Origin of the sequence: Devosia sp. RR2S18 (assembly GCF_030177755.1) — a bacterium.
Lineage (GTDB): Bacteria > Pseudomonadota > Alphaproteobacteria > Rhizobiales > Devosiaceae > Devosia > Devosia rhizosphaerae.
Window position 1 is genome coordinate 1196109 of the sequence record NZ_CP126539.1, and the last position, 22514, is coordinate 1218622.

Sequence of the window (22514 nt, forward strand, 5' to 3'; positions counted from 1 at the left end):
ACGCGCCACTCGGGTGCCCACAGCAAGATAGGTGTGCGATGAACCAGAATAACAGGATCTTTGACGATTTGGGTCGGATGGTGAACGAGGCTGCCGGTGTGGCCGACGGCATGCGGCGGGAAGTCGAGACCGTCGTGCGCTCCCAGGCGCAGCGCTTCGTTGCCGACATGGACCTCGTCAAGCGCGAAGACTTCGACGCCTTGCGGGAGCTGGTGCAGGTACAGGGCGAAGAGATCGATGCGTTGCGCAAGGAACTTGCCGAGCTCAAGACCCCGGCTGCCAAGCCGGTCAAGGCAAGCTGAGGCTGACTTGGGGCGCGCATGACAGGCGCCCATCACTGTTTCAATCTGGCACAGGTGGCGCGCACCACCTGTGCCGCTCTTTTCGAGGTTGCTGACCTCCTCGCGGCGGCGCGCTGCCCCATCTTCTTACCAGCCATGAAGATCACGTTCGCATTACGGCGCTTCAGGTGGCTCTCGGTGTTAACCCTCCGTTAACTCTGGCGGACCGATCATCCACAAGAGATTGCCGTCCGCGGTGCACCCTCCGTCCCCTGAATCAGTGGTCAGGTGTAGGGTCGCTTCATCGGGACGATTCGTAAGCTCTTGCGTGCGGCCAGTTCCTTTCGAGTACCCGAGCGTCAGCCCTTGTGGCCGGCAGTTGAACCACGCCTTGCCAGGAAATAATCGTCGATGTCACTCCTGCTCGCCGAGCCCGACCGCAATCTGCATCCCGTCGATATCATCGAGCACATCGCCTCGATCAACGATTGGACGTTCGAGCGGCAAGACGCCGATGAGATCTCCATTTCTGTCCGTGGCGGGTGGAGCGACTATCATGTGTCGTTCAACTGGATGGAGGATCTCGAAAGCCTTCACATCGCCTGCGCTTTCGACCTCAAGGTGCCCGAGGGCCGGCGTGCGGAGATCAAGCAACTAATTTCATTGATCAACGAGCAGCTCTGGATCGGCCACTTCGACATCTGGCAGAAAGAGGGCGTGGTCCTGTTCCGCAATTCGCACCTGCTGACGGGTGGTGCCGACGTCACCCCGCAACAATGCGAGGCGCTGCTGCGTTCAGCCACTGACAGTTGTGACCTTTACTACCAGGCGTTCCAATTCGTGGTTTGGGCGGGCAAGACCGCCGCTGATGCCATGAGCCACGTCATGTTCGAAACAGTGGGTGAAGCATGAGTGCTGCACTACAGACCATCGGCCCCGTGATGCTGGTGGGCGCCGGCAAGATGGGGCTGGCGCTGGCCCGTGGCTGGCTCGAGGGTGGACTGCCAACAGGCAATCTCGTGCTGGTTGACCCCAGTCCCGGCCAGGCGGCGCAGGACTTTGCTCAAGATTACGAGTTGCCGATCAGTTCCGAAGCACACGGTCTCCTTCCCAATGTGCTGGTGCTGGCGGTCAAGCCGCAGATCATCGACGAGGTGATGGAAGGGCTGGCACCGGTAATCGGTCCCACCACGCTGGTGGTGTCGATCGCCGCCGGTATCGACATAGCCCGGCTGACGCGCGGCTTCGGCATGGGGCGGGTGGTGCGCACCATGCCCAACACCCCGGCGCAGATCGGCAAAGGCATTACTGGTGCGGTGGCTGGCCCTGAAGTGACCGAAATGGATCGGCTGGGCGCCGAGGCGCTGCTGGGGACTTCTGGTCCCGTGCTGTGGTTCGACGACGAGGCGCATCTGGATGCTGTAACCGCCGTCTCCGGCTCAGGCCCCGCCTATGTTTTCCATCTGGTGGAAGCTCTGGCAGAAGCGGGTCGCCGGCAGGGTCTGCCAAACGGCGTTGCCGAGAAACTTGCGCGCCAGACCGTGATTGGCGCGGCCGCGCTGTTGGACGTCGATCCCGCAGCGCCTGCGGTGTTGCGCGAGAACGTTACTTCACCCAATGGCACTACTGCTGCCGGGCTCGGCGTGTTGATGGCCGAGGATGGCCTAGTCAGCTTAATCGACAGGACCGTGGCGGCGGCGAGACGCCGGAGCGAGGAACTGGGGCGTAGCTAGCGCGACCCGGGCCCATCCAGTTCGGCTTCCATGGCATCTATCCAGGCAACTGCCGCCGCATCACCGCAGGCGCTCAGCATATTGCGGCTTGTTTCGAGGTACATCCGGGCCCGCATGGCTTCGGCACCGTCGCCGGTCACGTCGTGGCTGCGTAGGTGCACAAGCGCCAGATTAGCGCGGATGATAGCGCGCTCCTGAGTGGAAGCGGGCGAACTTGCGGCCAGGGCGCTCATCAGGAGCGTCCGAGCGCGAACCAGTAGCCGCTTGGCGCGATCTGCATCATCGACATGGCGGGCCCGAAGGCAGAGCAGAGCGCCCATTTCCGCCAGGAGCCGTGTGCGGGCAGGGCTCGGGTCGGGGAGGTCGGGCGCCGTCAGAACCGTTGTCAGCAGCGCCTCGGCATCGACAAGCAGATCGAACCTGCTGGTCCGGAGCGCTTCGGCGACCAAGGCGTCGGCCTCGGCATGCAGTTGCAGGTGTATTCTTTCGGCCGAGGTCAACACGACCTCGCCGGACGGGTTTCCCACTGCGTTCATAATCTGCCCCCGTGCCCCTCAACACGGGGAGCGATCATAGGCCCGCGGTCAGATTGAGTCTATCCAGGACCGCCCGGTCGCCCGGTTCGACCATGCCGACGAGGAAACGGTTCACCACTCGGCGGGATTCGGGTGGAAGACTGGCCATAGCGGCATTGATGCGGCTGGCTTGCGTGGCCGACAGAGCCGAGAAGAACTGCCGCCCTTTGTCGGTGGCATAAAGCAGGCGCTGGCGGCGGTCGGACTGCCCGGTTTTCTGCTCGACATAGCCGTTGTCAATCAACTGGCGGAGCACGCGGGCAAGACTTTGCTTGGTGATCTTGAGGATGTCGAGGAGGTCGGCAACGGGCATGCCTGGCCGCAGATTGACGAAATAGAGCACGCGATGATGAGCGCGTCCGAAGCCTTGCCGATCCAGCAAAGCGTCGGCGTCGCCAGTAAAATCTCGATAGGCAAAGAAGAACAAGCCCATGATGTCCAGGGGCAGGGACCCGCCGACGGGCAGGTCAGAAATTATGTCAGCCTTGTTGACATTTTTTTGGAGCGCTGCCATTGTCTTTCCACTGGACGACGATCTCGACTTATCCCAAAGCCATTGTGGTTTGCCAAGGGCTTGGGCTTGGGGCAGGATTGGAGCCAATGGCCACGAGCGGTGGCATGTAGATACAAGACTCGGGAGAGGATCATGGCAGGCCTGCCAATGGACCAGCGCGACGGCTGGATCTGGTTCGACGGCGAACTCAAACCCTGGAAGGATGCAAAGATCCACGTGCTGACGCACGGGCTGCATTATGCCAGTTCCGTTTTCGAGGGCGAACGGGCCTATGGTGGGGAAATTTTCAAGTCGCGCGAACATACGGAGCGGCTGATCCGCTCGGGCAAGACTCTCGACTTCACCATCCCCTATTCCGCCGACGAGATTGAAGCCGCCAAGCGGCTGGTGCTTGAGAAGAATGGGCTGGTCGACGCCTATGTGCGGCCGGTTGCCTGGCGCGGCTCGGAGGAACTGAGCGTTCCGGCGCGCAACAACACGGTGCATCTGGCGATCGCCGCCTGGATCTGGCCGAGCTATTTCTCGGTGGAGGAGAAACTCAAGGGCATCCGGCTCGAATGGAGCAAGTGGAAGCGTCCAAGCCCGGAGACCATTCCGTCTTCTGCCAAAGCTGCTGGTCTCTACATGATCTGCACGCTCTCTAAGGATGCGGCCATGGCCAACGGCTATGCCGACGCGCTGATGCTGGACTATCGCGGCTATGTCGCCGAGGCGACCGGTGCCAACGTGTTCTTCATCAAGGGCAAGGACATCACTACGCCGACACCGGATTGCTTCCTGAACGGCATCACCCGGCAGACGCTGATTGATCTGGCCAAGCGCAATGGCTACACGGTGACCGAGCGGCACATCATGCCCGAAGAACTCAGCCAGTTCGACGAGTGCTTCCTCACCGGCACCGCGGCGGAAGTTACGCCAGTCAGCGAGATCGGCGAGTTCAAGTTCGCACCGGGCGAGGGCTGCCGTACATTGATCGACGCCTATGCAGCGGAAGTGCAACCCAAGCGGGCCGCCGCGGAGTAATCTGCCCCCACTACCTGCTTCGAAAAGCCGGGTTCATGCCCGGCTTTTTCATGTCCAGCGTTGCCGGGCGGCATCGTCATCCGGCTTGGCCTCGACCCAATCCGTGCCGGCGGCAGTCTCCTCCTGTTTCCAGAAGGGGGCGTCGGTCTTGAGATAGTCCATCAGGAACTGTGCGCCATCGAAGGCAGCCTGCCGATGGGAGGCCAGGGTCATGACCTGCATGATCGGCTGGCCGGGCAGCAAGCGACCATGGCGATGCACAATGCTGGCATCGAGCAAGGCGAAACGTTTTATGGCTTCCGCGCGCAGGGTGGCGATCTCGTTTTCGGCCAGTTCAACATAGCATTCGAGGATCAGGGCGGTGATAGGCCGATCCGGTGTAGAGCGGACGATGCCGGTGAAGGTCACGGCGGCACCGGCGCTGTCGCTTTGCGCGAGAAATGCGTTGCTGAGCGCGCCGGGGTCAAAGGGGGCGCCGGTGATGGTGACGCTCATCTCACCCGCCCGTCATGGGGGGCAGAATGGCGATGGTCGAGGCTCCGGCGATCGGTGCGTCGTGCGGCTGGATCCGAGCGTCGAGCGAAACTTTGAACTGCGCAGGGTTGGCGAGGGCGAGCGCAAGGGCTTCGTCCTGGTTGGCGAGCCAATTGAGAAGGTCTGCAATGGTGGTGACACTCGGAGGCGGTGTTACCTCGTCTTCCCCGCGATTGAGGCGTTCGCGGAGCCAGGCGAAATAGAGGATTTTCACTTCGCGGTTTCCGAAAGGTGCGGCCAGGCGGAGCGGAAATAGTCGATCCCGGTCCAGAGAGTCAAAATGCCGGCGAGCCAAAGCAAGGCGTCGCTGAGCAGCCAGATGGCGGGGAAAACACCTTCGAGCAGCACCATTGCGAGGGCAACCAGTTGAATGGTGGTCTTCCACTTAGCGAGGTTCGTCACGTGGAGAACGACTTGGGCATTGCCCAAAAACTCGCGCAGGCCGGGGATAAAAAGCTCGCGGAAGAGGATGGCCACGACAGGGATCATATCCAGGGCCGAGAAGCTACCATCCCAGGCGAGCGCCGTAACGAGAATACCAACCAGCATCTTGTCAGCGATTGGATCAAGCATGCGCCCGAGCGGGGAGCCCTGGTCCCAGGCCCGTGCTAGATAGCCGTCGACCCAGTCGGATGCCGCTGCGACCACATAGAGCACGAGTGCGATGAGCCGCATGATGGGGTCATCCGCCATCACCAACGCAACGATCGGAATGATCGCCAATATACGGGCGATGGTGATCTGATTGGGGATGAGTAGCAGCGGGTTTTGGGCCATGGACCGACAGAACAGGATGGATGTTTGGGGGTCAAGCCACTGCGGCGCTGTTGGTTGCTTCTCTCGCTCGCCCCAACCTTAGAAGTAACCCCCGCCCCGACCCTCCCCCTGAGAGGGGGAGGGAGGAAGGTGCTTTCGGCGGGAGCTAGGCGACGGCCCTGCTGGTGACAGAGCGGCGTCGCTCGACGGCGCGGGCGAGATCCTCCAGAGCGGTGACTGTGGTATTCCAGTCGATGCAACCATCGGTGATGGACTGGCCGTAGACTAGATCTTGGCCAGGCACGAGGTCCTGCCGTCCGGCGACCAGGTTGGACTCTACCATCACGCCGATGATGCGGCGCTCACCTGCGGCCAGTTGCTGGCCGACATCCGCCAGCACTAGGGGCTGGTTCTCGGGCTTCTTGCTGGAGTTAGCGTGGCTCGCATCAATCATGATGGCTGAATTCACGCCCGCCTTTTTGGCTGCAGCGGCGGCAGCTTCGACGCTGGCGGCATCGTAGTTGGTCGTTTTGCCGCCGCGCAGAATGATGTGGCAGTCGGGATTGCCACTAGTCGCCGCGATCGCCGAGCGACCATCCTTGGTGACGGCCATGAAATGATGCGGCTGGCCGGCCGAGCTGACCGCGTCGAGGGCGATCTTCACATTCCCATCGGTGCCGTTTTTGAATCCGACGGGACAGGAGAGGCCCGATGCCAGTTCACGGTGGATCTGCGATTCCGTGGTCCGGGCGCCGATGGCGGCCCAACTGACGAGGTCGGCAATGTATTGTGGGGTTGTCATGTCGAGGAATTCGCAGGCGGCGGGCAGGCCCAGATTGCTGATCTGGAGGAGCAGGTCGCGGGCGATATGAAGTCCTTGATCAATGGCGAAACTGCCGTCGAGATTAGGGTCGTTGATAAGACCTTTCCAGCCAACGGTGGTACGGGGTTTTTCGAAATATACCCGCATGATGATCTCCAGCCGGTCGCCCAGGGACTTGCGCAGCACCACTAGGCGCTTGGCATAGTCCAGCGCCGCGGCGGGATCATGGATAGAGCAGGGGCCGACAACCACCGCCAGCCGATCATCCTGACCGGTGATGATATTATGGAAGTCATGACGTGCGGCGATCACGGTGCGGGTCGCGGCGTCGGTGCGCGGATGGGTTCGCATGACCTCGATAGGGGTGGTCAGCGGTTTTATTTCGGTGATGCGCAGGTCGTCGGTGGATTTGAGCATTGGTGGTCTCCTCGGGATTTTTCCTGGGGAGGCGGCCAACAAAAAAGCCGCCTCGGAGGTCGGGCGGCGGGCTTCGGGTTTGGTCTTATCGTGTGAGATCAGATCAAGCGCGCGGTAGCCTCCGCCGGGAGCGGATAGCTAAAATACCAAAACGAGAAGGTCGCGACGGTGATCATGGCAGAAGCATAGCGGGAGATCAGATGGATTGTCGAGTCTTGGTTCACTCGAAAATTTTGCCCCCGCCTGACCTCTCCCCGGGAGGGGCAGGACGCGGGCTCCACTCTGTGGCCGATGGAGCTCGTTAGCGGCTGGCGTTGAAGTGGTCGTAGATCAGCTGGGCCATGGCGCTGGAGATGCCCGGGACGGCTTCGAGATCGTTGAGGCTGGCACGGCCGACGGCCTTGGCTGAGCCGAAGTGATTGAGCAGGGCACGCTTGCGGGTGGGGCCGATGCCCTCGATCTCGTCGAGCGGGTTCTTGATCTGCTCTTTCTTGCGGCGAGCCCGGTGCGTGCCTATGGCAAAACGGTGGGCTTCGTCGCGCAGGCGTTGCACATAGTAGAGCACCGGGTCACGATGGGGCAGCATGAAAGGCTCCTTGCCCTCCATGTGGAATTTCTCGCGGCCGGCGTCGCGATCCTCGCCCTTGGCGATGCCGATAAAGGTCACATCCTTGGGCAGGTTCATTTCGGCGATGACCTGGCGCACAGCATTGAGTTGTCCAACGCCGCCATCGATGAGGACGACGTCAGGGCAGTCGGGCATGCCGCTGACCTCGTCCTCGTCTTCATCCTCGCTCTCGTTGGCGAGGCGGGTAAACCGGCGAGTCAGCACTTCACGCATCATGCCGAAATCGTCGCCGGGAGTGATGTCGGTCGATTTGATGTTGAAGGTTCGGTAGTGCTTCTTGGAGAAGCCTTCCTCACCGGCCACGATCATCGCGCCCACCGCGTTGGTGCCAGAAATGTGGGAGTTGTCGTAAACCTCGATGCGGCGCGGCGGCTCGTCGAGACCAAAGCAATTGGCGACGCCCTCGAGCAGCTTGCGATTGGTGGCGCCTTCCGCCATCTGCCGGCCAAGCGCCTCCCGGGCATTGTTGAGCGCATGCTGGACAAGATCGCGCTTTTCGCCCCGCTTTGGCGCCTCGATGTGGACGCGGCGACCGGCGCGAGTGGATAGAGCCTCTTCCATGACCTCCGGTTCTGCCAGGTCATGGCTGACCAGCACCAGCCGGGCAGGCGTGCGGTTCTCGTAAAACTGGCCGATAAAGGCCTCCAGCACCTCGATGTCGCTCAGACTCGCATCTGCGCGGGGTCGATAGGGGTAGTTACCCCAGTTCTGGTAGGCTCGGAAAAAGAACACTTGGACGCAGAACTGCCCGCCCTCGTGGTGGATGGCAAAGACGTCCGCCTCCTCAACGGTGCGGGCACTAGCCCCGCCTTGAGACTGGATGAGCGAAAGCGCGGAAAGACGATCCCGCAACAGGGCGGCGCGCTCGAAGTCCAGCTGTTCGGCGGCCTGGTTCATCTCCTGCTGGATGTGGTCGCGAACGTTTTGCGACTTGCCCGAGAGGAACTGACGCGCTTCGTCGACCAGTTCGCCATAGTCCTCAAGCGATACCTCGCGCGTGCAGGGCCCAGCACAGCGCTTGATCTGATGCATGAGGCAGGGGCGGGTGCGAGCCGCGTAGAAACTGTCCGAGCAATTGCGCAGCAGGAATGCCTTTTGCAGGCTGGTGATGGTGCGGCCCACCGCCGTGGCGGAGGCAAAGGGGCCGAAATAGTGACCTTTGCGGCGGCGCGAGCCGCGATGCTTGGTGAGTTCGGGCGCCTCGTGATCGGTGGCGATGAGGATATAGGGAAAGCTCTTGTCGTCGCGCAGCAATACGTTGAAGCGCGGCTTCAAGCGCTTGATCAAATTGGCTTCAAGCAGCAGCGCCTCGGACTCGGTCTCGGTCCGGACGAACTCCATGCTGACGGTCGCCGCGATCATGCGCTGGAGGCGCAGTTCGAGGCCTTCAGGACGGGTATAGTTGGTGACGCGCGCCTTGAGGTTGCGCGCCTTGCCCACATACATGACCTCGCCATTGGCATCGATCATGCGATAGACGCCGGGCGCGGCGGGCAGGGTGCGGACGAACTCCCGAATAACCTCATGACCGCTTCTGGAAGGGGTCTCGGTCATGCGCGTGGTGTGGGCTTGCTCTTGGGCAGGTATTCGAGGTGCTCGCCGCCATCGAGTGCCAGCATTTGCCCGGTCATCGAGGGTGTGCGCAGCAGGAACAGCACGCCATCGGCTATGGCATCAGGACCAGCGTGACGCTGCAACGGCAAGGCCGCCACCGAAGCGGCAAACTCCTCATCGCTCTGTCGGCTATGCGGCAAGACCGGCCCAGGACCTATGGCGTTGACTCGAATTGCGGGAGCGAGCGTCTGGGCCAACGTGCGGGTGGCATTCCAGAGCACCGCCTTGGAGAGCGAATAGGTGAAATAGGCGGGCGAGAGGTGCAGCACGCGTTCATCGACAATGTTGATCACATTGCCTTTGGCACCCTCAGGCAACTGATTGGCAAAATCGCGAGCCAGAAAGAGCGGCGCTTCGGCATGGATGCCAAAGTGCTGATCCCATAGGGCCTCGTCAAAATCCAAGGCGCTGTCGGGATCGAAGAGAGAGGCGTTGTTGACGAGAGTGGTGAGCGGGCCGAAGAGCCCGCTGGCGCGGCTAATGAGGTCACGCCGCTGCGCACGGTCGGCAAGATCTGCTCCGATGATCTCTGCCTGGCCGGCAGCTTCAACGATGTCCTGCCGCACCGCCCGTGCTCCGGCTTCGTCGGACCGATAGTGGATGACCACGGCAAAACCGGCTGTCGCCAAGCGTCGCGCGATGGTCGCGCCAATCCGGTCGCTCGCCCCGGTAACGAGGGCGACAGGCACAGGTGAGGACGGCTGCTGGACGATCATGGGCGGGCGGGGACCTGGGAGCGGAGAAAACACCGCAGCGAAACATCTGGAACAAGCGCACAGATAGTGAACGGCGAGGCAAATGCCAACTGCAGGTTAGCGGTTGGCTGCTGACAAATTGCGGCGGCAGGCGGATCGGACTGGCGTGCAGCAAGCCGTTCAGCTACCCCTTGGAACACCACTTCTTCCGGCCCAAAACCAATGTCCAGCATCGGCATCACCCGCACCGACAATATCAGCCGGGCAATCCTTCTTACCATTATCACCATCATCATCTTCGGCATTCAGGACGCCATTTCCAAATTTCTGGTGCAGACCTATTCGCCCTTCCAGGTGACGATGATGCGGTTTTGGGGCGTAGCTGCCTTTTCGCTGATCCTGGTGCTGCGGCAAGCGCCGCTGCGGCAGGCGCTTTCGTCCGGGGCGCCGGGGTGGCAGCTGCTGCGGGCAACTCTGTTGATCGTTGAGATCTGGTGCTTCGCGCGGGCACTGCAAACGGTGCCGCTGGGTGAGTTGCAGGCGATCTCGCTGGTTTATCCGCTCCTCGTGACGCTTTTTGCCATTCCTTTGCTTGGAGAGAAGGTGGGCATTTTCCGATTCACGGCGGTGGGCGTGGGCTTTCTCGGGGCGATGGTGATTGTGCGTCCGGGCGGCTTGCCACTTGACTGGGGGCTGTTCTTTGCCGTGCTCTCGGCGACGCTCTACTCGCTTTATATCGTCATCACCCGAAAGGTCAGCCAGTACGACACGGCCGCCACCAGCATGGCGTACACCGGGATTATCGGTCTCCTGCTCTCGAGTGTCGTGGGGGTATTCTTCTGGCAACCCATGTCCTGGACCGATGTGGCGCTGGTTTTCACCATGATGGTGACCACCTGCGCCGGCCACGGGCTGATGGTGTTTGCCTTGTCTATGGCCCCGGCAAGCGTGGTGCAGCCCTTCAACTATTTTTCTCTGCCCTGGGCGATCTTTCTCAGCATCGTGGTGTTCGGTCAGTGGATCGATGGCATTGCCTTGATCGGTGGTGCGGTGATCGTCGGCGCCGGGCTGGTGGTGATGGCGCGCGAACGGCAGAAACGGACCACGGTCGCTGCTGCGACAGCGATGCCGGGGACGGAGTGATTAGACGAAGAACTGGCTGATCCACACCCCTCCTGCGGCACTGGCGGCAGTGAGCGCCGTGCCCCAGGCAATATCGATCGTTGCCACCAAGGGGCTGAACCCCCGCACGGTCGACAGATTAGTGAGATCATAGGTGCCGTAAGCGACAAAGCCGAGCACTGCGCCAAGCAGCAGCGCCTTGACGACGTCACCCTCCGCTGGCGCAGCAACGAGGATGACCACGCCGATAAGGTAGGCAAGGTAGAAAAGCCCGGCGATGGCCAGGTTTGGATTGGGAAGGAGAAGGTCTCCAAGCTCACGCTGGTAGAGACCTTTACCCATGGTCGAGAGCCAGATGAAGTCGAGCGGGAAAAAGATCAGGGCGCAAGCCGCATAGAGGATGAGGTATTTGGTCATGAATGTGGTGCCCCGCTGTTTCAGCTTCTACGAAGGATTGGTGCGGAAGGATCACTCTTTGGCCTTGAACTCCACGCTGCCGGGGGACATGTCAGCCGGTAAGCGAAACCGGAGGGGCGGCGATGATCTGGCTGATTGAAATTGCGCTGGTGCTGCTGCTGGTTGCCGGCGGCTGGAAGGTGCTGACCGGCGGCGGCAAAGGCACCGACAAGCGGGAGGCGCTCACGATGCGCCGGGTCGACGCCTATATCGAGACCATCCGACGCGAGCGGCGCAATCCGGATCTCGCGGCCATGAGCGATCTGGAATTGCGCGATTTGCTGCATTCGGGCGCCCGCAACCTCAAGATCGCCAAGGAACGCCGGGGCTGGGTGCTGATCGGCACCGGTGTGGCGACGTTGGTGAGTTCGTTCATCGCCGCCGAGCAGGATGGCTTGCGGGGCTTTGCGATCGTTTTGGTGGTGGGCGCCGTGGTGGGCTACGGACTCAACGAGTATTTGACCCGCCGGGCGCGGGAGCCGCTGGAGCGGCGCGGTATCGATATCGAACGGCTGCGGGTGGAATAAGCGCCGCCCGAAGGCGGCGCTCAGGCTTAGTTTCCGACGCAGAAGGAGCCGTTCGCACCGTTGAAGCAGACGCTGCTGTCGGGGCGTCGCGGATAGCTGGGGTAGCTAGGATAATGCGGCCGCGGACGTGGATTCCAGTGCGGTGGCCGTGGCCGAGGATCCCAGTGCGGCGGCCGGGGTGGATACTGATCATCCCAACGCGGCGGGCGCGGGGGACGGGGAGACCAGCCGTCATCCCAATTGTCATCATCATGCCAGCCGCCGCCACGGCTGAGATAGTTGGCAGAAACCCAGCCATCGGGGCCACGCTTTTCGATGTAGCACCAGCTACCACGGCAGTTCTGGACGTCGACCCGTTCGCCGCGGCGGAGGACATCCACAACGCCGTAGCCGGTGCCGGGACCGGAGCGGACATTCACATTGGCGGTAGCCGCCGCTGGCGCCGCCATGGCGGCTCCCGTCGCGGCAAGAAGGGTCAAGCCAGCAAGAGCGCCCGTAACGAACTTCTTGGTCAAAGCCATTCTAGATCTCCTTTCCCTAGGCACTTCGTGCCTTTGGAGGGAACTCAAAACCTTCTCGCATGAACGGAACCTGAATGGATTGTTGAGACGCTGGTCCAGCGATTAGCCAGTGAACGCATCCGCTCTGGGCAGGTTGCCTATGGCTAGAGGCGGAGCAGATCCACGAACCGCTTCAGCGTGTCGGTGAGCCGATCACGATGCTTGGGCTTGAGCTCGCCAAGGAGGGCTTCCTCCAGCTGCGCCCAGTGGTCGGCCAGATGGTTGCGAATGCGCGTACCGCGTTCGGTGAGCGCCACTCCGGGGGCGAGCTCCGGTCCCACCGCCTGGCGGGTGATCAGTTCGCGCTCCGCCAACCGGGCCAGGCGGGGTGCCAGAGACTCAGGGGTCGCGCCCAACTCGTGGGCCAGATCGGTTTCGGTTTTACCAGAGCGGCCGAGTTCGAACAGGACGGCATCGTCTCCGGGTTCCAGCCCGCGCTCCAGCAAGGGCTGTAGCAGCGCCTTATGCGCCAGCTGCCCGGCTTGAATAAGTCGGTACAACGCGGACCGGGATGAGGGTTTGGCCATAGGTGGGAAAATAGTCTGAACTCCTCCGCTACGTCGATTGGTGTTCCAATCCTATCGTTAATCGTGCAACGGCCAAGGCACGTTGTTGTTCACGTGGCTCATATCGGATATGCGTCGGGCATTCTCCCGGTGCCGCAGGATGGTATGACGCAGGACCTGGCCCGCATCCGCGCTTTCGTTCAGGTCTTCGACGCCGGAGGCTTTTCGTCGGCTGCTCGACAGCATGGCCGGTCCAAGGCGCTCCTCAGCAAATATGTCACCGATCTCGAGGATTACCTCGGTGTGCGGTTGATGAACCGGACCACCCGCAAGCTCAGCCTGACTGAAGCGGGCGAGGCGTATTACCGAGAGGCCAGCAGCCTCCTGCAGCAACTCGATGATCTCGATGCGACCATAACTGAGCAGACGGCCGAACCGCGTGGCTTGTTGCGCGTGTCGGCGCCCCGTAATTTCGGCGAGGATTCCCTAGCGCCGGCCATCTACGACTATCTCAAGCAGCACCCCAAGGTGACGCTCGATCTGCGGCTCGAAGATCGTTACGTCGATCTCGTCGATGAGGGAATCGACGTGGCGCTGCGCATCTCGACGCTCGCCGACTCCTCGCTGATTGCGCGCAAGATTGCCGACATGCATGTGGTGGTGGGCGCATCCCCCGAACTGCTGAAGGCGCATGGCACCCCCCAGCACCCCGAAGATTTGCGGCATCTGCCCTGCGTTGTCGATGTCAATCTGCAGGGGCAATCCAATTGGCGGTTCACCGAAGATGGCAAGACCATTTCAGTGCCCGTCACTGGTCCGCTGCGGGTGAACTCGCCGCTGGCGGCACGAACGGCGGCAGTGATGGGACTCGGTTTTGTCGTATTGCCTTCCTACCTTGCCGATCCTGTGGTCGCACGAGGGGAATTGGTGCCAGTGCTCAAGGATTTCCTGCCCACGGGGCAGACGTTGCAGGCGGTTTATCCGCACCGGCGGCATTTGGCGGGCAAGGTGCGGGCACTGATCGACCATTTGGTCGAGTGGTTCCAGCGGCATCCCATCACTTGAATTTGGGCGGATTGAGCAGATCGTGACGTTCCCTCGTTTTGGGCGCCGGCTGGCAGCGTTCGGCCTTTGCTTCCTCGGATTGACCGCGGGGGCCCTCGCCCATCCGCACATCTTTATCGACGCCAAGGTCGCTGTTGTCTTCGATGACGCCGGCCATGTCAGCGGCCTGCGGCATGATTGGACGTTCGACTCGGCTTTCTCTGCCTGGATGGTGCAGGGGCTCGACACCAATGGCGATGGCGAGACCTCTTCGGACGAACTGCAGGAGCTGGCCGACGAGAACATGATCGGCTTGGCCGATTACGGCTTTTATACTTATGCCGGCGCCGCGAATGCGCCGATGCAGTTCAGCCCGCTCGGCGACCAGCAGATGGTCTTTGAGAATGGGCGCACCACGCTCAGCTATTCCCTCACTGGGCAGGCGCCGCAGCCGGTGAGGGGGCCATTCGAGCTCGCCGTCTATGACCCGGAATACTATGTTGCGATCACCGTAGCTGACGGCGCCGACGTTTCGCTGGAGAATGCTCCCGAAAGCTGCGCGGTCCAGGTCGAGCCGCCCAAGCCGATGGACCCTGCAGTGGAAGAACGCCTTTATGCGTTGGGGCCGGAGGTTCTTGAGTTGCCACCGGATCTGGCCGCAGCGATGCGTGGCACCCAAGGGCTGATCGTCGTGAACTGCGACGGTGTGGTCCCCCCGGCGGCGTCCGCGCTTGACGCGGTCAACCAGGTGGCGCAAGCGCGGCCGGCAACCCCATTCGGCGGACCACCACCTGAGATTGGTCTACCCATGCCGCGGACCGGCTTTTTCGGCTGGCTGCAGAACCAGCAGCGGCAGTTCTATGGCGCCCTGACGGGAGCACTCGAAGAGCTGCAGACCGACTGGACGGCATTTTGGGTGCTGGGTGGCCTGAGCTTTCTTTATGGCGTCTTCCATGCTGCTGGGCCAGGGCACGGCAAGGTGGTGATCTCTTCCTATGTGCTGGCCAATGAGCGGCAATTGCGGCGCGGGGTGCTGCTGAGCGTTGCATCGGCCATGTTGCAGTCGCTAGTCGCGGTGGGCTTTGTTGTCGTGGCGGCTGGCCTATTGGGTCTCAGCAGCATGGCGATGGGGGAGGCCGCGCGGTGGGTGGAGATTGTATCCTACGCGCTGGTGGTGCTGCTGGGGCTGTGGCTGATCGCGCGCAAGGCGTTTGGCTGGGACCATGCCCATGGGCATCAACCCGATATGACCGAGCGCGCCCGTGCCCATCTGCATGCAGGCCAGGATCATCACCACTCCCACTCTCATGATCACCATCATCACGACCATGATCATCACGATCACATGCATGTGGTGACGCCCGAAGCCGCGGAACGCGGATGGAGGGAACAATTGGCGGTGGTGTTCGCTGTGGGCCTGCGGCCCTGTTCGGGGGCCTTGGTGGTATTGGTATTCGCTCTCTCGCAAGGCTTGCTACCGGCTGGCATCGCCGCCGTTTTCCTGATGGGCGTGGGGACGGCGGTCACCGTGGCGCTGCTCGCGACGGTGGCTGTCATGGCCAAGGGCCTCGCCGCGCGGGTGGGTGGGCTTGATACCCCCCTGGCGGGGAGTGTGGTCTGGTGGCTCGAACTGCTGGGTGCCTGCGCGGTCCTCGGCTTTGGCACTGTGCTGTTGATCGCCAGCCTGTAACGCGACCCATCGCCGCCTTGCGGTGGCCGTGGGAGTGGTTAATGGTGCGGCAGTCTAGAAGCTTTCCAAACCGGCAGCCATGTCCAACCAGAACCAGCCTCGTCACGCGCCGCCCGACCATCCTCCCGTTCCCCAGCAAAAGATTGGCGTCGTCCTCCTCAATCTAGGTACGCCCGACGCCACCGATTACTTAAGCGTGCGGCGCTATCTCAAGGAATTCCTGTCGGACCCGCGCGTGATCGAGACCAACAAGCTGGTCTGGTGGCCCATACTCAACGGCGTGATCCTGTCGTTTCGGCCGCAAAAGAGCGGACATGCCTATGCGCAGATCTGGGACAAGGAGCGCAATGAAAGCCCGCTGCGGGTGATCACGCGGGCGCAGACCGAAAAGCTCGCCGAACGGATGGCGGAAGATGGCGTGGTGGTGGATTTCGCCATGCGCTATGGCAATCCCTCTACCAAAAGCGTGCTGGATCGGATGCAGCAGCAGGGCTGCCAAAAGATTCTCCTCGTACCGCTCTACCCGCAATACTCGGCGACAACGACGGCGACGGCCAATGACAAGGCCTTCGATGCACTCCAAACCATGCGTTGGCAGCCGGCGGTGCGGACGGCACCAGCTTATTTCGAGGATCCCAAATACATTCAGGTGCTGGGCGATTCCATCCGTGACGGCGTGGCGGCGCTGCCGTTCGAGCCCGATGTGGTGATCACCTCCTACCATGGCATGCCGGTGGAGTATCTCAAGCGCGGCGACCCCTACCACTGCCAGTGCTACAAGACCACGCGGCTGGTGCGGGAGTATCTGGACTGGCCCAAGGAAAAGCTGATGGTCACCTTCCAGAGCCGGTTCGGGCCAACGCAGTGGCTGGAGCCCTATACCGATGTGACGCTGGAAGAGTTGCCCAAAAACGGTGTGAAGAAGGTGGCGATCCTGGCGCCGGCGTTTTCGGCCGATTGCATCGAGACGCTGGAAGAAATCGCCATGCAGGGCAAGGAGACCTTTATGGAGGCGGGTGGCGAAGAGTTCGCCTATATTCCCTGCCTCAACGATAGTCCCGCCGGCATGGACATGATCGAAGCCATGGTGCGGCGGGAGCTGGGTGGCTGGCTCTAGCTACCAGCCCGGGCCGAGAAAATCGGGCGGGGTGACATTGACCAGGCCCCGGCCGACGATCCAGGAGCGGTCGACCCATCCATAATCGGGGATGCGGCACCATTGCGTGGCATTGGCGCCGCGCAGGGGCACGCCGGCATCGCCCCAGCTGCCCCAGCGGGAATCGCTGTCGTTTTGCGTGCACTGGTCGATCGGGATCTCGGTGCCATCGGGAATGCGGGCGACCACGCCATAGCCGCTGCCGGGGCCGGAGCGCACGGCGATGTCACCGCCCGACACGCGGGCCGTAATGGTGAGCGCCTGGGCGGGCGCGGCAAACGCCAGCACAGCGAGGGCAGCGAGGGCAAGGGGGCGGGTGGGGCGCATCGGGCGGGCTCCGGGAAACCTCTCCTATTCTACAAGGGAATGCGGCGACGCAAGGGCTGCGCCGCCAGCATCGGTTTAGATACCCACCTTGGCGTTGTCGCCCATGTCCGGGCGACCATTGGTGACGGCGGCGGCCAGCATCTTGGCAGCAGCGACGGCGCGGCCGGGGCTATCCCACAGCTCGCCATCCTCGGGCGTCACGGTGATGAGGCGGATGGCTGGGTCCTCGGGGCTGTCCCACCAGGCCTTGTCGAAGCCGGTCCAGAGATCCTTGATCTTCTGGCGGTCATTGCTGAGCTCGGCGCGGCCCGAGACCACCACATATTTGTGGCCGGGATTATCGGCAAAGGCGAGCGAGACGAAGGGGAAGCGCTCGAGTTCGTCGTTCTTGTGGCCGCTTTCGTCCACCAGGAAATAGATGGCATGGCGGGCGCGCTCGGGGCGCGCGGCGAGGGGGCGCGAGCGCTGGCGCTGGCCGTCCCACGTGGTGAACATGGCGAAGTTGATCTTGTCCATCAGCTCCCAGATGCGGTCCTGGACTTCGGCTGCGGTCTTGTCGGTCTCGCTGAGATCGGTGGCCATGGTGGCGCTCTCCTTGAGTTCTCGGAAAATCTGGGAGGCGAACGGCTGGCAAGGCGGGAGGTTGCGCGGGATTTTTTGTGGCGGGGGGTGATCCAACCGGATAGGCGGGCGCGCCGCACGCGCGGGGCGCTGCGGTTGCTCAAAGGTGGAGCGGACCCCGAGGCGACGCCGCCTCTTGGGATTGGTAGTAGGTGAGACGACTTCGCCTCGGGGTTAGCCGGGATTTGCCGGACCAGCTGGTGTTGCGTCTCCCCAAAGCAGGCAGGGAGAGGCGTATATCCGACCAACACCGCTCGGACCCACTCCGGGGGCGATCTCCCCAGAGTCCCGTGGTTCCACCCGCCTGTCTGGTCGCTGCAGCGCCGCTCCTGCGGGGGAATGGAGGGGAGTGTAACGCAGGTTTTGGGGAGGGGGATAAGATGGATAAGTGGGTAAGTTTGGGTGGTGGAGACCCCCACCTAGCCTCCCCTAGGAGGGGGAGGGACGGCTCCACTCTGGTTTGGGCACTGAGCCCCTCTTCACCTCCCCCTCCTAGGGGGAGGCTGGGTGGGGGTGTTCTGTGGCATCGCGCCGGATGAGAGATCTCGGGATGGGCCCCGGCCCAGGGCCGGGGTGACACCGGGGGTGGGGGGTGTGGGGCAGGCGTGGGCGGTTTGGGGGGCGGGTACCCGGCCGTTCACTGGCGGATGGTCAGCACGCCCTTTTCGGGGATCATCACCAGCTCATAGGGCTGGGACAGGCGGAAGCGGTTTTGTTCGGGGTTGAACTCGGCGAAGCGGAAGCCGCGCTGGTGCAGTTCGAGCGCTTCGGCAGGGGTGAGGGGAATGTCGCGCTGGGTGCGGCCGGCAAGATCGGTGGTGAAGGTGAGCATGGTCGGGACTCGGGGGATCGGCTGCTGTATGTTCTCTTTTTGTTCTAGAGTGGCGGCGGGGCAGGAGTCCAGAGGGGAGATGATCACGTTCGCAATTGCGCTGGGTCAAGGCGGCGTGAGGCGCTATGGGGTGAGGTAAGGCGAATGGAGGGCGGGCAATGCGGATCTATCTGACCCTGGGGCATCCCGACCGGGAGAGCTTTTGCGGCGCCATCGCCGACGCCTACCAAGCGGCGGCGCGGGCGGCGGGACACGAGGTGGAGCGGCAGGATCTCGGCGCGCTCCGCTTCGATCCGGTGCTGCATCGGGGCTACAAGGCGGTCCAGCCGCTGGAGCCGGACTTGGTGCGGGCGCAGGAGTTGATCGGCTGGTGCGAGCACTGGGTGATCGTCTATCCCCTCTGGTGGGGCGCGACGCCGGCCCTGCTCAAGGGCTTTTTCGACCGGGTGCTGCTGCCCGGCTTCGCCTTCGAACCGCATGCGGAAGGGCCGCTCTGGGACAAGCTGCTCGGGGGCCGCTCGGCCCATCTCATCACCACCTCGGATGCGCCCAACCTCTATACGCTCCTGGCCTATCGCAATGCCGATGTGACGGCGATGAAGACGGCGACCCTGCAGTTCTGCGGCATCAAGCCGGTGCGGGTGACGCGGTTTGGCGGGATCAAGGACGCGGGGGCAGGGAGGCTGGCGGGGTATCTGGAGCGGGTGCGGCGGGTGGCGGGGACCCCCACCTAACCTCCCCCTGAGAGGGGGGAGGGACCGATCAGGTGTGTCGCCCTCTTCACCTCCCCCTCGTGAGGGGGAGGCCGGGTGGAGGGCCTTCTCCCACTTGGCTCTTTTCTTCCGCACTCCCACTGCTATCCTCCCTGCGGGAGGGCAGCCATGGACGATCCGGTTTCTTTTGCCCGCCGATTGCGCGGGGAGCAGACGCCGGCCGAGCGGCGGTTCTGGGCGCTGCTCCATCCGTTCCGCGCGGGCGGCTGGCACTGGCGGCGGCAGGCGCCTATCGGCCCTTATGTAGTGGATTTCGTCTGCAAGCGCGCCCTTCTGGTGGTCGAGATCGATGGCGACAGCCACTATGGGGCGGAAGGTATCGCGCATGACGCGCGCCGCACCGCCTATCTGGCACGCCTCGGCTATCGCGTTCAGCGCTTCACCAATCTTGATGTGCTGGACAATGAGGATGGTGTGTTCAACACGGTGCGCGGCATTCTGGGCGAGCCCGAACCCTGAGCCCCTCTTCTCCTCCCCCTACGAGGGGGAGGCCGGGTGGGGGTGTTTCTCTCTTGTCCCTCGAGACCCCCACCTAACCTCCCCCTGAGAGGGGGAGGGACGGATCGAGTGTGCCGGTCGCCCATCTGGCACGCCTCGGCTATTGCGTTCAGCGCTTCACCAATCTCGAGGTGCTGGGCAATGAAAATGCCGTCTTCGACAGGCTGCGCGGCATTCTGGGCGAGTCGGCGCCCTAGCCCTTACTTCTCCTCCCCCTCCGAGAGGGAGGGCGGGTGGGGGTGTTTCTCCTCTGGCGCGGTGAGACCCCCACCTAGCCTCCCCCTGGAAGGGGGAGGGACGGACCGAGAGTGCCGGTCGCATTGTGGCGCGCCCTTCAACACTTCTTCTCCGCCCACGAGCTCCCTTTTTAGCCTCGTCCGCCTAGCTGACTTCCCCCTCCAGCGTATCCAGCTCCATCTCCTTCAATCGCTTGACCTCGTCGCGCAGCCTTGCGGCCTTTTCGAATTCGAGGTTCGTGGCGGCTTCGCGCATCTGGGCTTCAAGGTCGCGAATAACCGCCGCGAGATTGTCGCCGGCGACGATCTTTTCCTTGCCGTCCTTGCCCTTGCCGATCGAAACCGTGACGTGGTCGCGTTCGTAGACGCTGTCGACGATGTCGTGGATGTTGGACTTGACCGATTGCGGGGTGATGCCGTTGGCCTCGTTATAGGCGATCTGCTTTTCGCGGCGCCGGCTGGTTTCGGCGAGGGCGCGTTCCATCGAGCCGGTGGTCCGATCGGCATAAAGGAGGACGCGGCCGTCGACATTGCGCGCGGCGCGGCCGATGGTCTGGATCAGCGAGGTTTCGGAGCGGAGGAACCCTTCCTTGTCGGCGTCGAGAATGGCCACCAGCCCGCATTCGGGAATATCGAGGCCTTCGCGCAGGAGGTTGATGCCGACCAGCACGTCGAAGGCGCCCAGGCGCAGATCGCGGATGATCTCGATGCGCTCGATGGTGTCGACATCCGAGTGCATGTAGCGCACGCGGATGCCCTGTTCGTGCAGATATTCGGTGAGGTCCTCGGCCATCTTCTTGGTGAGGACGGTGACGAGGGTCCGGTAGCCGGTCTTGATGGTGGTGCGAATCTCGTCGATGACGTCGTCCACCTGGGACTTGGCCGGGCGGATTTCGACTGGCGGGTCGATGAGGCCGGTGGGGCGGATGACCTGTTCGGCGAAGACGCCGCCGGTCTGCTCCATTTCCCAGGAGCCGGGCGTGGCCGAGACATAGACCGATTGCGGGCGCATGGCGTTCCACTCCTCGAAGCGGAGGGGGCGATTGTCCATGCAGGAGGGGAGGCGGAAGCCGTATTCGGCCAGGGTCGCCTTGCGACGGAGGTCGCCGCGATACATGGCGCCGAGCTGGCCGATGGTAACGTGGCTCTCGTCGACAAAGACCAGGGAATTGTCGGGCAGATATTCGAACAGCGTCGGGGGCGGCTCGCCGGGCTTGCGGCCGGAGAAGTAGCGGCTGTAGTTCTCGATGCCGGCGCAGGAGCCGGTGGCTTCCATCATTTCGAGATCGAACAGGGAGCGCTGCTCAAGGCGCTGGGCCTCAAGGAAGCGGCCGGCGCCGTTGAGCTCCTGAAGGCGTGCGGCCAAGTCCGAGCGGATCTGCTTGATCGCCTGGTTCATGGTGGTGCGCGGCGTCACGTGGTGGGAATTGGCGTAGACGCGGATAAAGGTGAGGTCGGCCGATTTCTTGCCGGTGAGCGGGTCGAATTCGGTGATCGCCTCGATCTCGTTGCCGAACAACGAGACGCGCCAGGCGGCGGCTTCATAGTGGGCGGGGAAGATTTCCACCGTATCGCCGCGCACGCGGAAGGTGCCGCGCACAAAGCCGGTGTCGCCGCGCTTGTACTGGAGGGCCACGAGCTTGGCGATCAGCTCGCGCTGGTCGATCTTCTGGCCCTTCTGCACGTCGATGGTCATGGCGGTATAGTCTTCCACCGAGCCGATACCGTAGATGCAGGACACCGAGGCGACGATGATGACATCGTCGCGTTCCAGGATCGCCCGCGTGGCCGAGTGGCGCATGCGGTCGATCTGCTCGTTGATGGTGGATTCCTTCTCGATATAGGTGTCGGTGCGCGGGACGTAGGCCTCGGGCTGGTAGTAGTCGTAGTAGGAGACGAAGTACTCCACCGCATTGTCGGGGAAGAAGCTCTTGAACTCGCCATAAAGCTGGGCGGCCAGCGTCTTGTTGGGCGCCAGGATCAGCGCGGGGCGCTGGGTGCGCTCGATCACCTGGGCGGCGGTAAAGGTCTTGCCCGAACCGGTGACGCCCAGCAGCACCTGATCGGTCTCGCCATTCTCGACGCCTTCCACCAGTTCGGCGATGGCAGTGGGCTGGTCGCCGCGCGGCTCATAGGGCGTGACCATGCGGAAGGGGCGCGAGGCGCCGCGCTTGGCCGGGCGCATGGGGCGGTGCGGCATCCAGGGGGCGGAGCCTTCCACCTCCTTGCGGCCATGCAGGATGATCTGTTCGAGCGCCTTGACGGTGGCGGTGACGCCGACAGTGGTGGCGTTGGAGACGTCCTCGTTCTTGCGCGCCTTGTTCTTTTTGACCGAGGCGTCGAGGGCCTCGCGCAGCTTGGCCTGCGCCTCGGGATCAGCCGCGGCAGCGCGGGAGATCTCGCGGGCGGTGACGCGCTGGCTGGGCACGTGGCCGAAGCCGGCCTGCGGAGCCTCGCCCATGCCGTCGAAGTCGATGCGGTCAACCGAATTGATCTTGGTCTTGCCGGACTTCGGCGCCATGCCGGTGACGGTGTCGTGAGAGCTCTTGCGCGTGCGACGCTTTTCGAGCGCC

The 22514-nt window shown here is 63.0% G+C and carries 26 protein-coding genes and 1 pseudogene; 12 read left to right on the top strand and 15 right to left on the bottom strand.

Annotated elements, in window-relative coordinates; translation table 11 throughout:
- Positions 1 to 38 precede the first annotated feature (38 nt).
- From QOV41_RS05765 to proC, 3 genes are all read left to right on the top strand, one after another.
- Positions 39 to 302 carry an accessory factor UbiK family protein gene (locus QOV41_RS05765; RefSeq protein ID WP_284580132.1) on the top strand — a complete coding sequence of 88 codons (264 nt, stop codon included), beginning with the start codon at positions 39 to 41 and terminating at the stop codon, positions 300 to 302.
- Positions 303 to 692: 390 nt separating this feature from the next.
- Positions 693 to 1193 carry a type III secretion system chaperone family protein gene (locus QOV41_RS05770; RefSeq protein WP_284580134.1) on the top strand — a complete coding sequence of 167 codons (501 nt, stop codon included), beginning with the start codon at positions 693 to 695 and terminating at the stop codon, positions 1191 to 1193.
- The gene (gene proC / locus QOV41_RS05775; RefSeq protein WP_284580135.1) at positions 1190 to 2014 is read left to right on the top strand and encodes a pyrroline-5-carboxylate reductase; all 825 of its coding nucleotides are present in this window, start codon (positions 1190 to 1192) and stop codon (positions 2012 to 2014) included. Before QOV41_RS05770 ends, proC begins: the two co-directional genes overlap by 4 nt.
- On the opposite strand, the gene QOV41_RS05780 is transcribed toward proC, so the two are convergent.
- Both QOV41_RS05780 and QOV41_RS05785 read right to left on the bottom strand, forming a co-directional pair.
- Positions 2011 to 2550: a hypothetical protein gene (locus QOV41_RS05780; RefSeq protein ID WP_284580137.1), complete on the bottom strand. Its 540-nt coding sequence runs from the start codon at positions 2548 to 2550 to the stop codon at positions 2011 to 2013. The genes proC and QOV41_RS05780 overlap by 4 nt on opposite strands.
- A 34-nt stretch (positions 2551 to 2584) precedes the next feature.
- The gene (locus QOV41_RS05785; RefSeq protein ID WP_284580139.1) at positions 2585 to 3103 is read right to left on the bottom strand and encodes a MarR family winged helix-turn-helix transcriptional regulator; all 519 of its coding nucleotides are present in this window, start codon (positions 3101 to 3103) and stop codon (positions 2585 to 2587) included.
- A gap of 132 nt (positions 3104 to 3235) precedes the next feature.
- On the opposite strand from QOV41_RS05785, the gene QOV41_RS05790 reads away from it, so the two are divergent.
- Positions 3236 to 4126, top strand: a complete 891-nt coding sequence (locus QOV41_RS05790) for a branched-chain amino acid aminotransferase (protein WP_284580140.1) — start codon at positions 3236 to 3238, stop codon at positions 4124 to 4126.
- A gap of 48 nt (positions 4127 to 4174) precedes the next feature.
- Here QOV41_RS05790 and QOV41_RS05795 read toward each other — a convergent pair whose 3' ends face one another.
- From QOV41_RS05795 to QOV41_RS05820, 6 genes are all read right to left on the bottom strand, one after another.
- The gene (locus QOV41_RS05795; protein ID WP_284580141.1) at positions 4175 to 4621 is read right to left on the bottom strand and encodes a molybdenum cofactor biosynthesis protein MoaE; all 447 of its coding nucleotides are present in this window, start codon (positions 4619 to 4621) and stop codon (positions 4175 to 4177) included.
- A 1-nt stretch (position 4622) separates the two neighbouring features.
- On the bottom strand, positions 4623 to 4874 hold the full coding sequence (locus tag QOV41_RS05800; protein ID WP_284580142.1) for a MoaD/ThiS family protein: 252 nt from the start codon (positions 4872 to 4874) through the stop codon (positions 4623 to 4625).
- Positions 4871 to 5437, bottom strand: coding sequence for a CDP-diacylglycerol--glycerol-3-phosphate 3-phosphatidyltransferase (gene pgsA / locus QOV41_RS05805; protein ID WP_284580143.1), 567 nt, complete (start codon positions 5435 to 5437; stop codon positions 4871 to 4873). Before pgsA ends, QOV41_RS05800 begins: the two co-directional genes overlap by 4 nt.
- A 145-nt stretch (positions 5438 to 5582) precedes the next feature.
- A complete protein-coding gene (locus QOV41_RS05810; protein WP_284580145.1) occupies positions 5583 to 6656 on the bottom strand; it encodes a 3-deoxy-7-phosphoheptulonate synthase in 1074 nt (357 codons plus the stop codon).
- A gap of 301 nt (positions 6657 to 6957) precedes the next feature.
- Complete coding sequence (uvrC, locus tag QOV41_RS05815) at positions 6958 to 8838, bottom strand: excinuclease ABC subunit UvrC (protein ID WP_350150711.1); 1881 nt, start codon at positions 8836 to 8838, stop codon at positions 6958 to 6960.
- Positions 8835 to 9614, bottom strand: a complete 780-nt coding sequence (locus QOV41_RS05820) for an SDR family oxidoreductase (protein ID WP_284580146.1) — start codon at positions 9612 to 9614, stop codon at positions 8835 to 8837. Before QOV41_RS05820 ends, uvrC begins: the two co-directional genes overlap by 4 nt.
- 201 nt (positions 9615 to 9815) lie before the next feature.
- Here QOV41_RS05820 and QOV41_RS05825 point away from each other — a divergent pair, with 201 nt between their 5' ends.
- Positions 9816 to 10736 carry a DMT family transporter gene (locus tag QOV41_RS05825; protein ID WP_284580147.1) on the top strand — a complete coding sequence of 307 codons (921 nt, stop codon included), beginning with the start codon at positions 9816 to 9818 and terminating at the stop codon, positions 10734 to 10736.
- Here the strand turns inward: QOV41_RS05825 and QOV41_RS05830 are convergent, their stop codons facing one another.
- Entirely contained in the window at positions 10737 to 11132 is a 396-nt protein-coding gene (locus tag QOV41_RS05830; RefSeq protein WP_284580148.1) for a DUF2177 family protein, read from the bottom strand.
- Positions 11133 to 11254: 122 nt separating this feature from the next.
- Between QOV41_RS05830 and QOV41_RS05835 the strand changes: the two genes are divergently transcribed.
- On the top strand, positions 11255 to 11698 hold the full coding sequence (locus QOV41_RS05835; RefSeq protein ID WP_284580149.1) for a hypothetical protein: 444 nt from the start codon (positions 11255 to 11257) through the stop codon (positions 11696 to 11698).
- Between the two features lie 26 nt (positions 11699 to 11724).
- Here QOV41_RS05835 and QOV41_RS05840 read toward each other — a convergent pair whose 3' ends face one another.
- Both QOV41_RS05840 and QOV41_RS05845 read right to left on the bottom strand, forming a co-directional pair.
- On the bottom strand, positions 11725 to 12219 hold the full coding sequence (locus QOV41_RS05840; RefSeq protein WP_284580150.1) for an SH3 domain-containing protein: 495 nt from the start codon (positions 12217 to 12219) through the stop codon (positions 11725 to 11727).
- Between the two features lie 143 nt (positions 12220 to 12362).
- Positions 12363 to 12758, bottom strand: coding sequence for a MarR family winged helix-turn-helix transcriptional regulator (locus QOV41_RS05845; protein ID WP_284580151.1), 396 nt, complete (start codon positions 12756 to 12758; stop codon positions 12363 to 12365).
- Between the two features lie 171 nt (positions 12759 to 12929).
- Here QOV41_RS05845 and QOV41_RS05850 point away from each other — a divergent pair, with 171 nt between their 5' ends.
- The 3 genes from QOV41_RS05850 (at position 12930) to hemH (ending at position 16615) form a co-directional block, all read left to right on the top strand.
- A complete protein-coding gene (locus QOV41_RS05850; RefSeq protein ID WP_284580152.1) occupies positions 12930 to 13829 on the top strand; it encodes a LysR family transcriptional regulator in 900 nt (299 codons plus the stop codon).
- Positions 13830 to 13851: 22 nt separating this feature from the next.
- Complete coding sequence (locus tag QOV41_RS05855; RefSeq protein ID WP_284580153.1) at positions 13852 to 15498, top strand: HoxN/HupN/NixA family nickel/cobalt transporter; 1647 nt, start codon at positions 13852 to 13854, stop codon at positions 15496 to 15498.
- Between the two features lie 79 nt (positions 15499 to 15577).
- Entirely contained in the window at positions 15578 to 16615 is a 1038-nt protein-coding gene (gene hemH / locus QOV41_RS05860) for a ferrochelatase (RefSeq protein WP_284580154.1), read from the top strand.
- Here hemH and QOV41_RS05865 read toward each other — a convergent pair whose 3' ends face one another.
- The 3 genes from QOV41_RS05865 to QOV41_RS05875 form a co-directional block, all read right to left on the bottom strand.
- Positions 16616 to 16981 (bottom strand): SH3 domain-containing protein, encoded by a 366-nt coding sequence (locus tag QOV41_RS05865; RefSeq protein ID WP_284580156.1) that lies wholly within the window; start codon positions 16979 to 16981, stop codon positions 16616 to 16618.
- 75 nt (positions 16982 to 17056) lie between these two features.
- Positions 17057 to 17563 carry a pyridoxamine 5'-phosphate oxidase family protein gene (locus QOV41_RS05870; protein WP_284580158.1) on the bottom strand — a complete coding sequence of 169 codons (507 nt, stop codon included), beginning with the start codon at positions 17561 to 17563 and terminating at the stop codon, positions 17057 to 17059.
- A 676-nt stretch (positions 17564 to 18239) separates the two neighbouring features.
- Positions 18240 to 18434 carry a hypothetical protein gene (locus tag QOV41_RS05875; protein WP_284580159.1) on the bottom strand — a complete coding sequence of 65 codons (195 nt, stop codon included), beginning with the start codon at positions 18432 to 18434 and terminating at the stop codon, positions 18240 to 18242.
- A 158-nt stretch (positions 18435 to 18592) separates the two neighbouring features.
- On the opposite strand from QOV41_RS05875, the gene QOV41_RS05880 reads away from it, so the two are divergent.
- From QOV41_RS05880 to QOV41_RS05890, 3 genes are all read left to right on the top strand, one after another.
- Positions 18593 to 19168 (top strand): NAD(P)H-dependent oxidoreductase, encoded by a 576-nt coding sequence (locus QOV41_RS05880; protein ID WP_284580161.1) that lies wholly within the window; start codon positions 18593 to 18595, stop codon positions 19166 to 19168.
- 147 nt (positions 19169 to 19315) lie between these two features.
- A complete protein-coding gene (locus QOV41_RS05885; protein WP_284580162.1) occupies positions 19316 to 19666 on the top strand; it encodes an endonuclease domain-containing protein in 351 nt (116 codons plus the stop codon).
- 110 nt (positions 19667 to 19776) lie between these two features.
- Positions 19777 to 19902, top strand: coding sequence for a hypothetical protein (locus QOV41_RS05890; RefSeq protein ID WP_284580163.1), 126 nt, complete (start codon positions 19777 to 19779; stop codon positions 19900 to 19902).
- Between the two features lie 211 nt (positions 19903 to 20113).
- Here QOV41_RS05890 and uvrB read toward each other — a convergent pair.
- A pseudogene (gene uvrB / locus QOV41_RS05895) lies at positions 20114 to 22219 on the bottom strand (excinuclease ABC subunit UvrB); the annotation flags it as partial.
- Between the last annotated feature and the right edge of the window lie 295 nt (positions 22220 to 22514).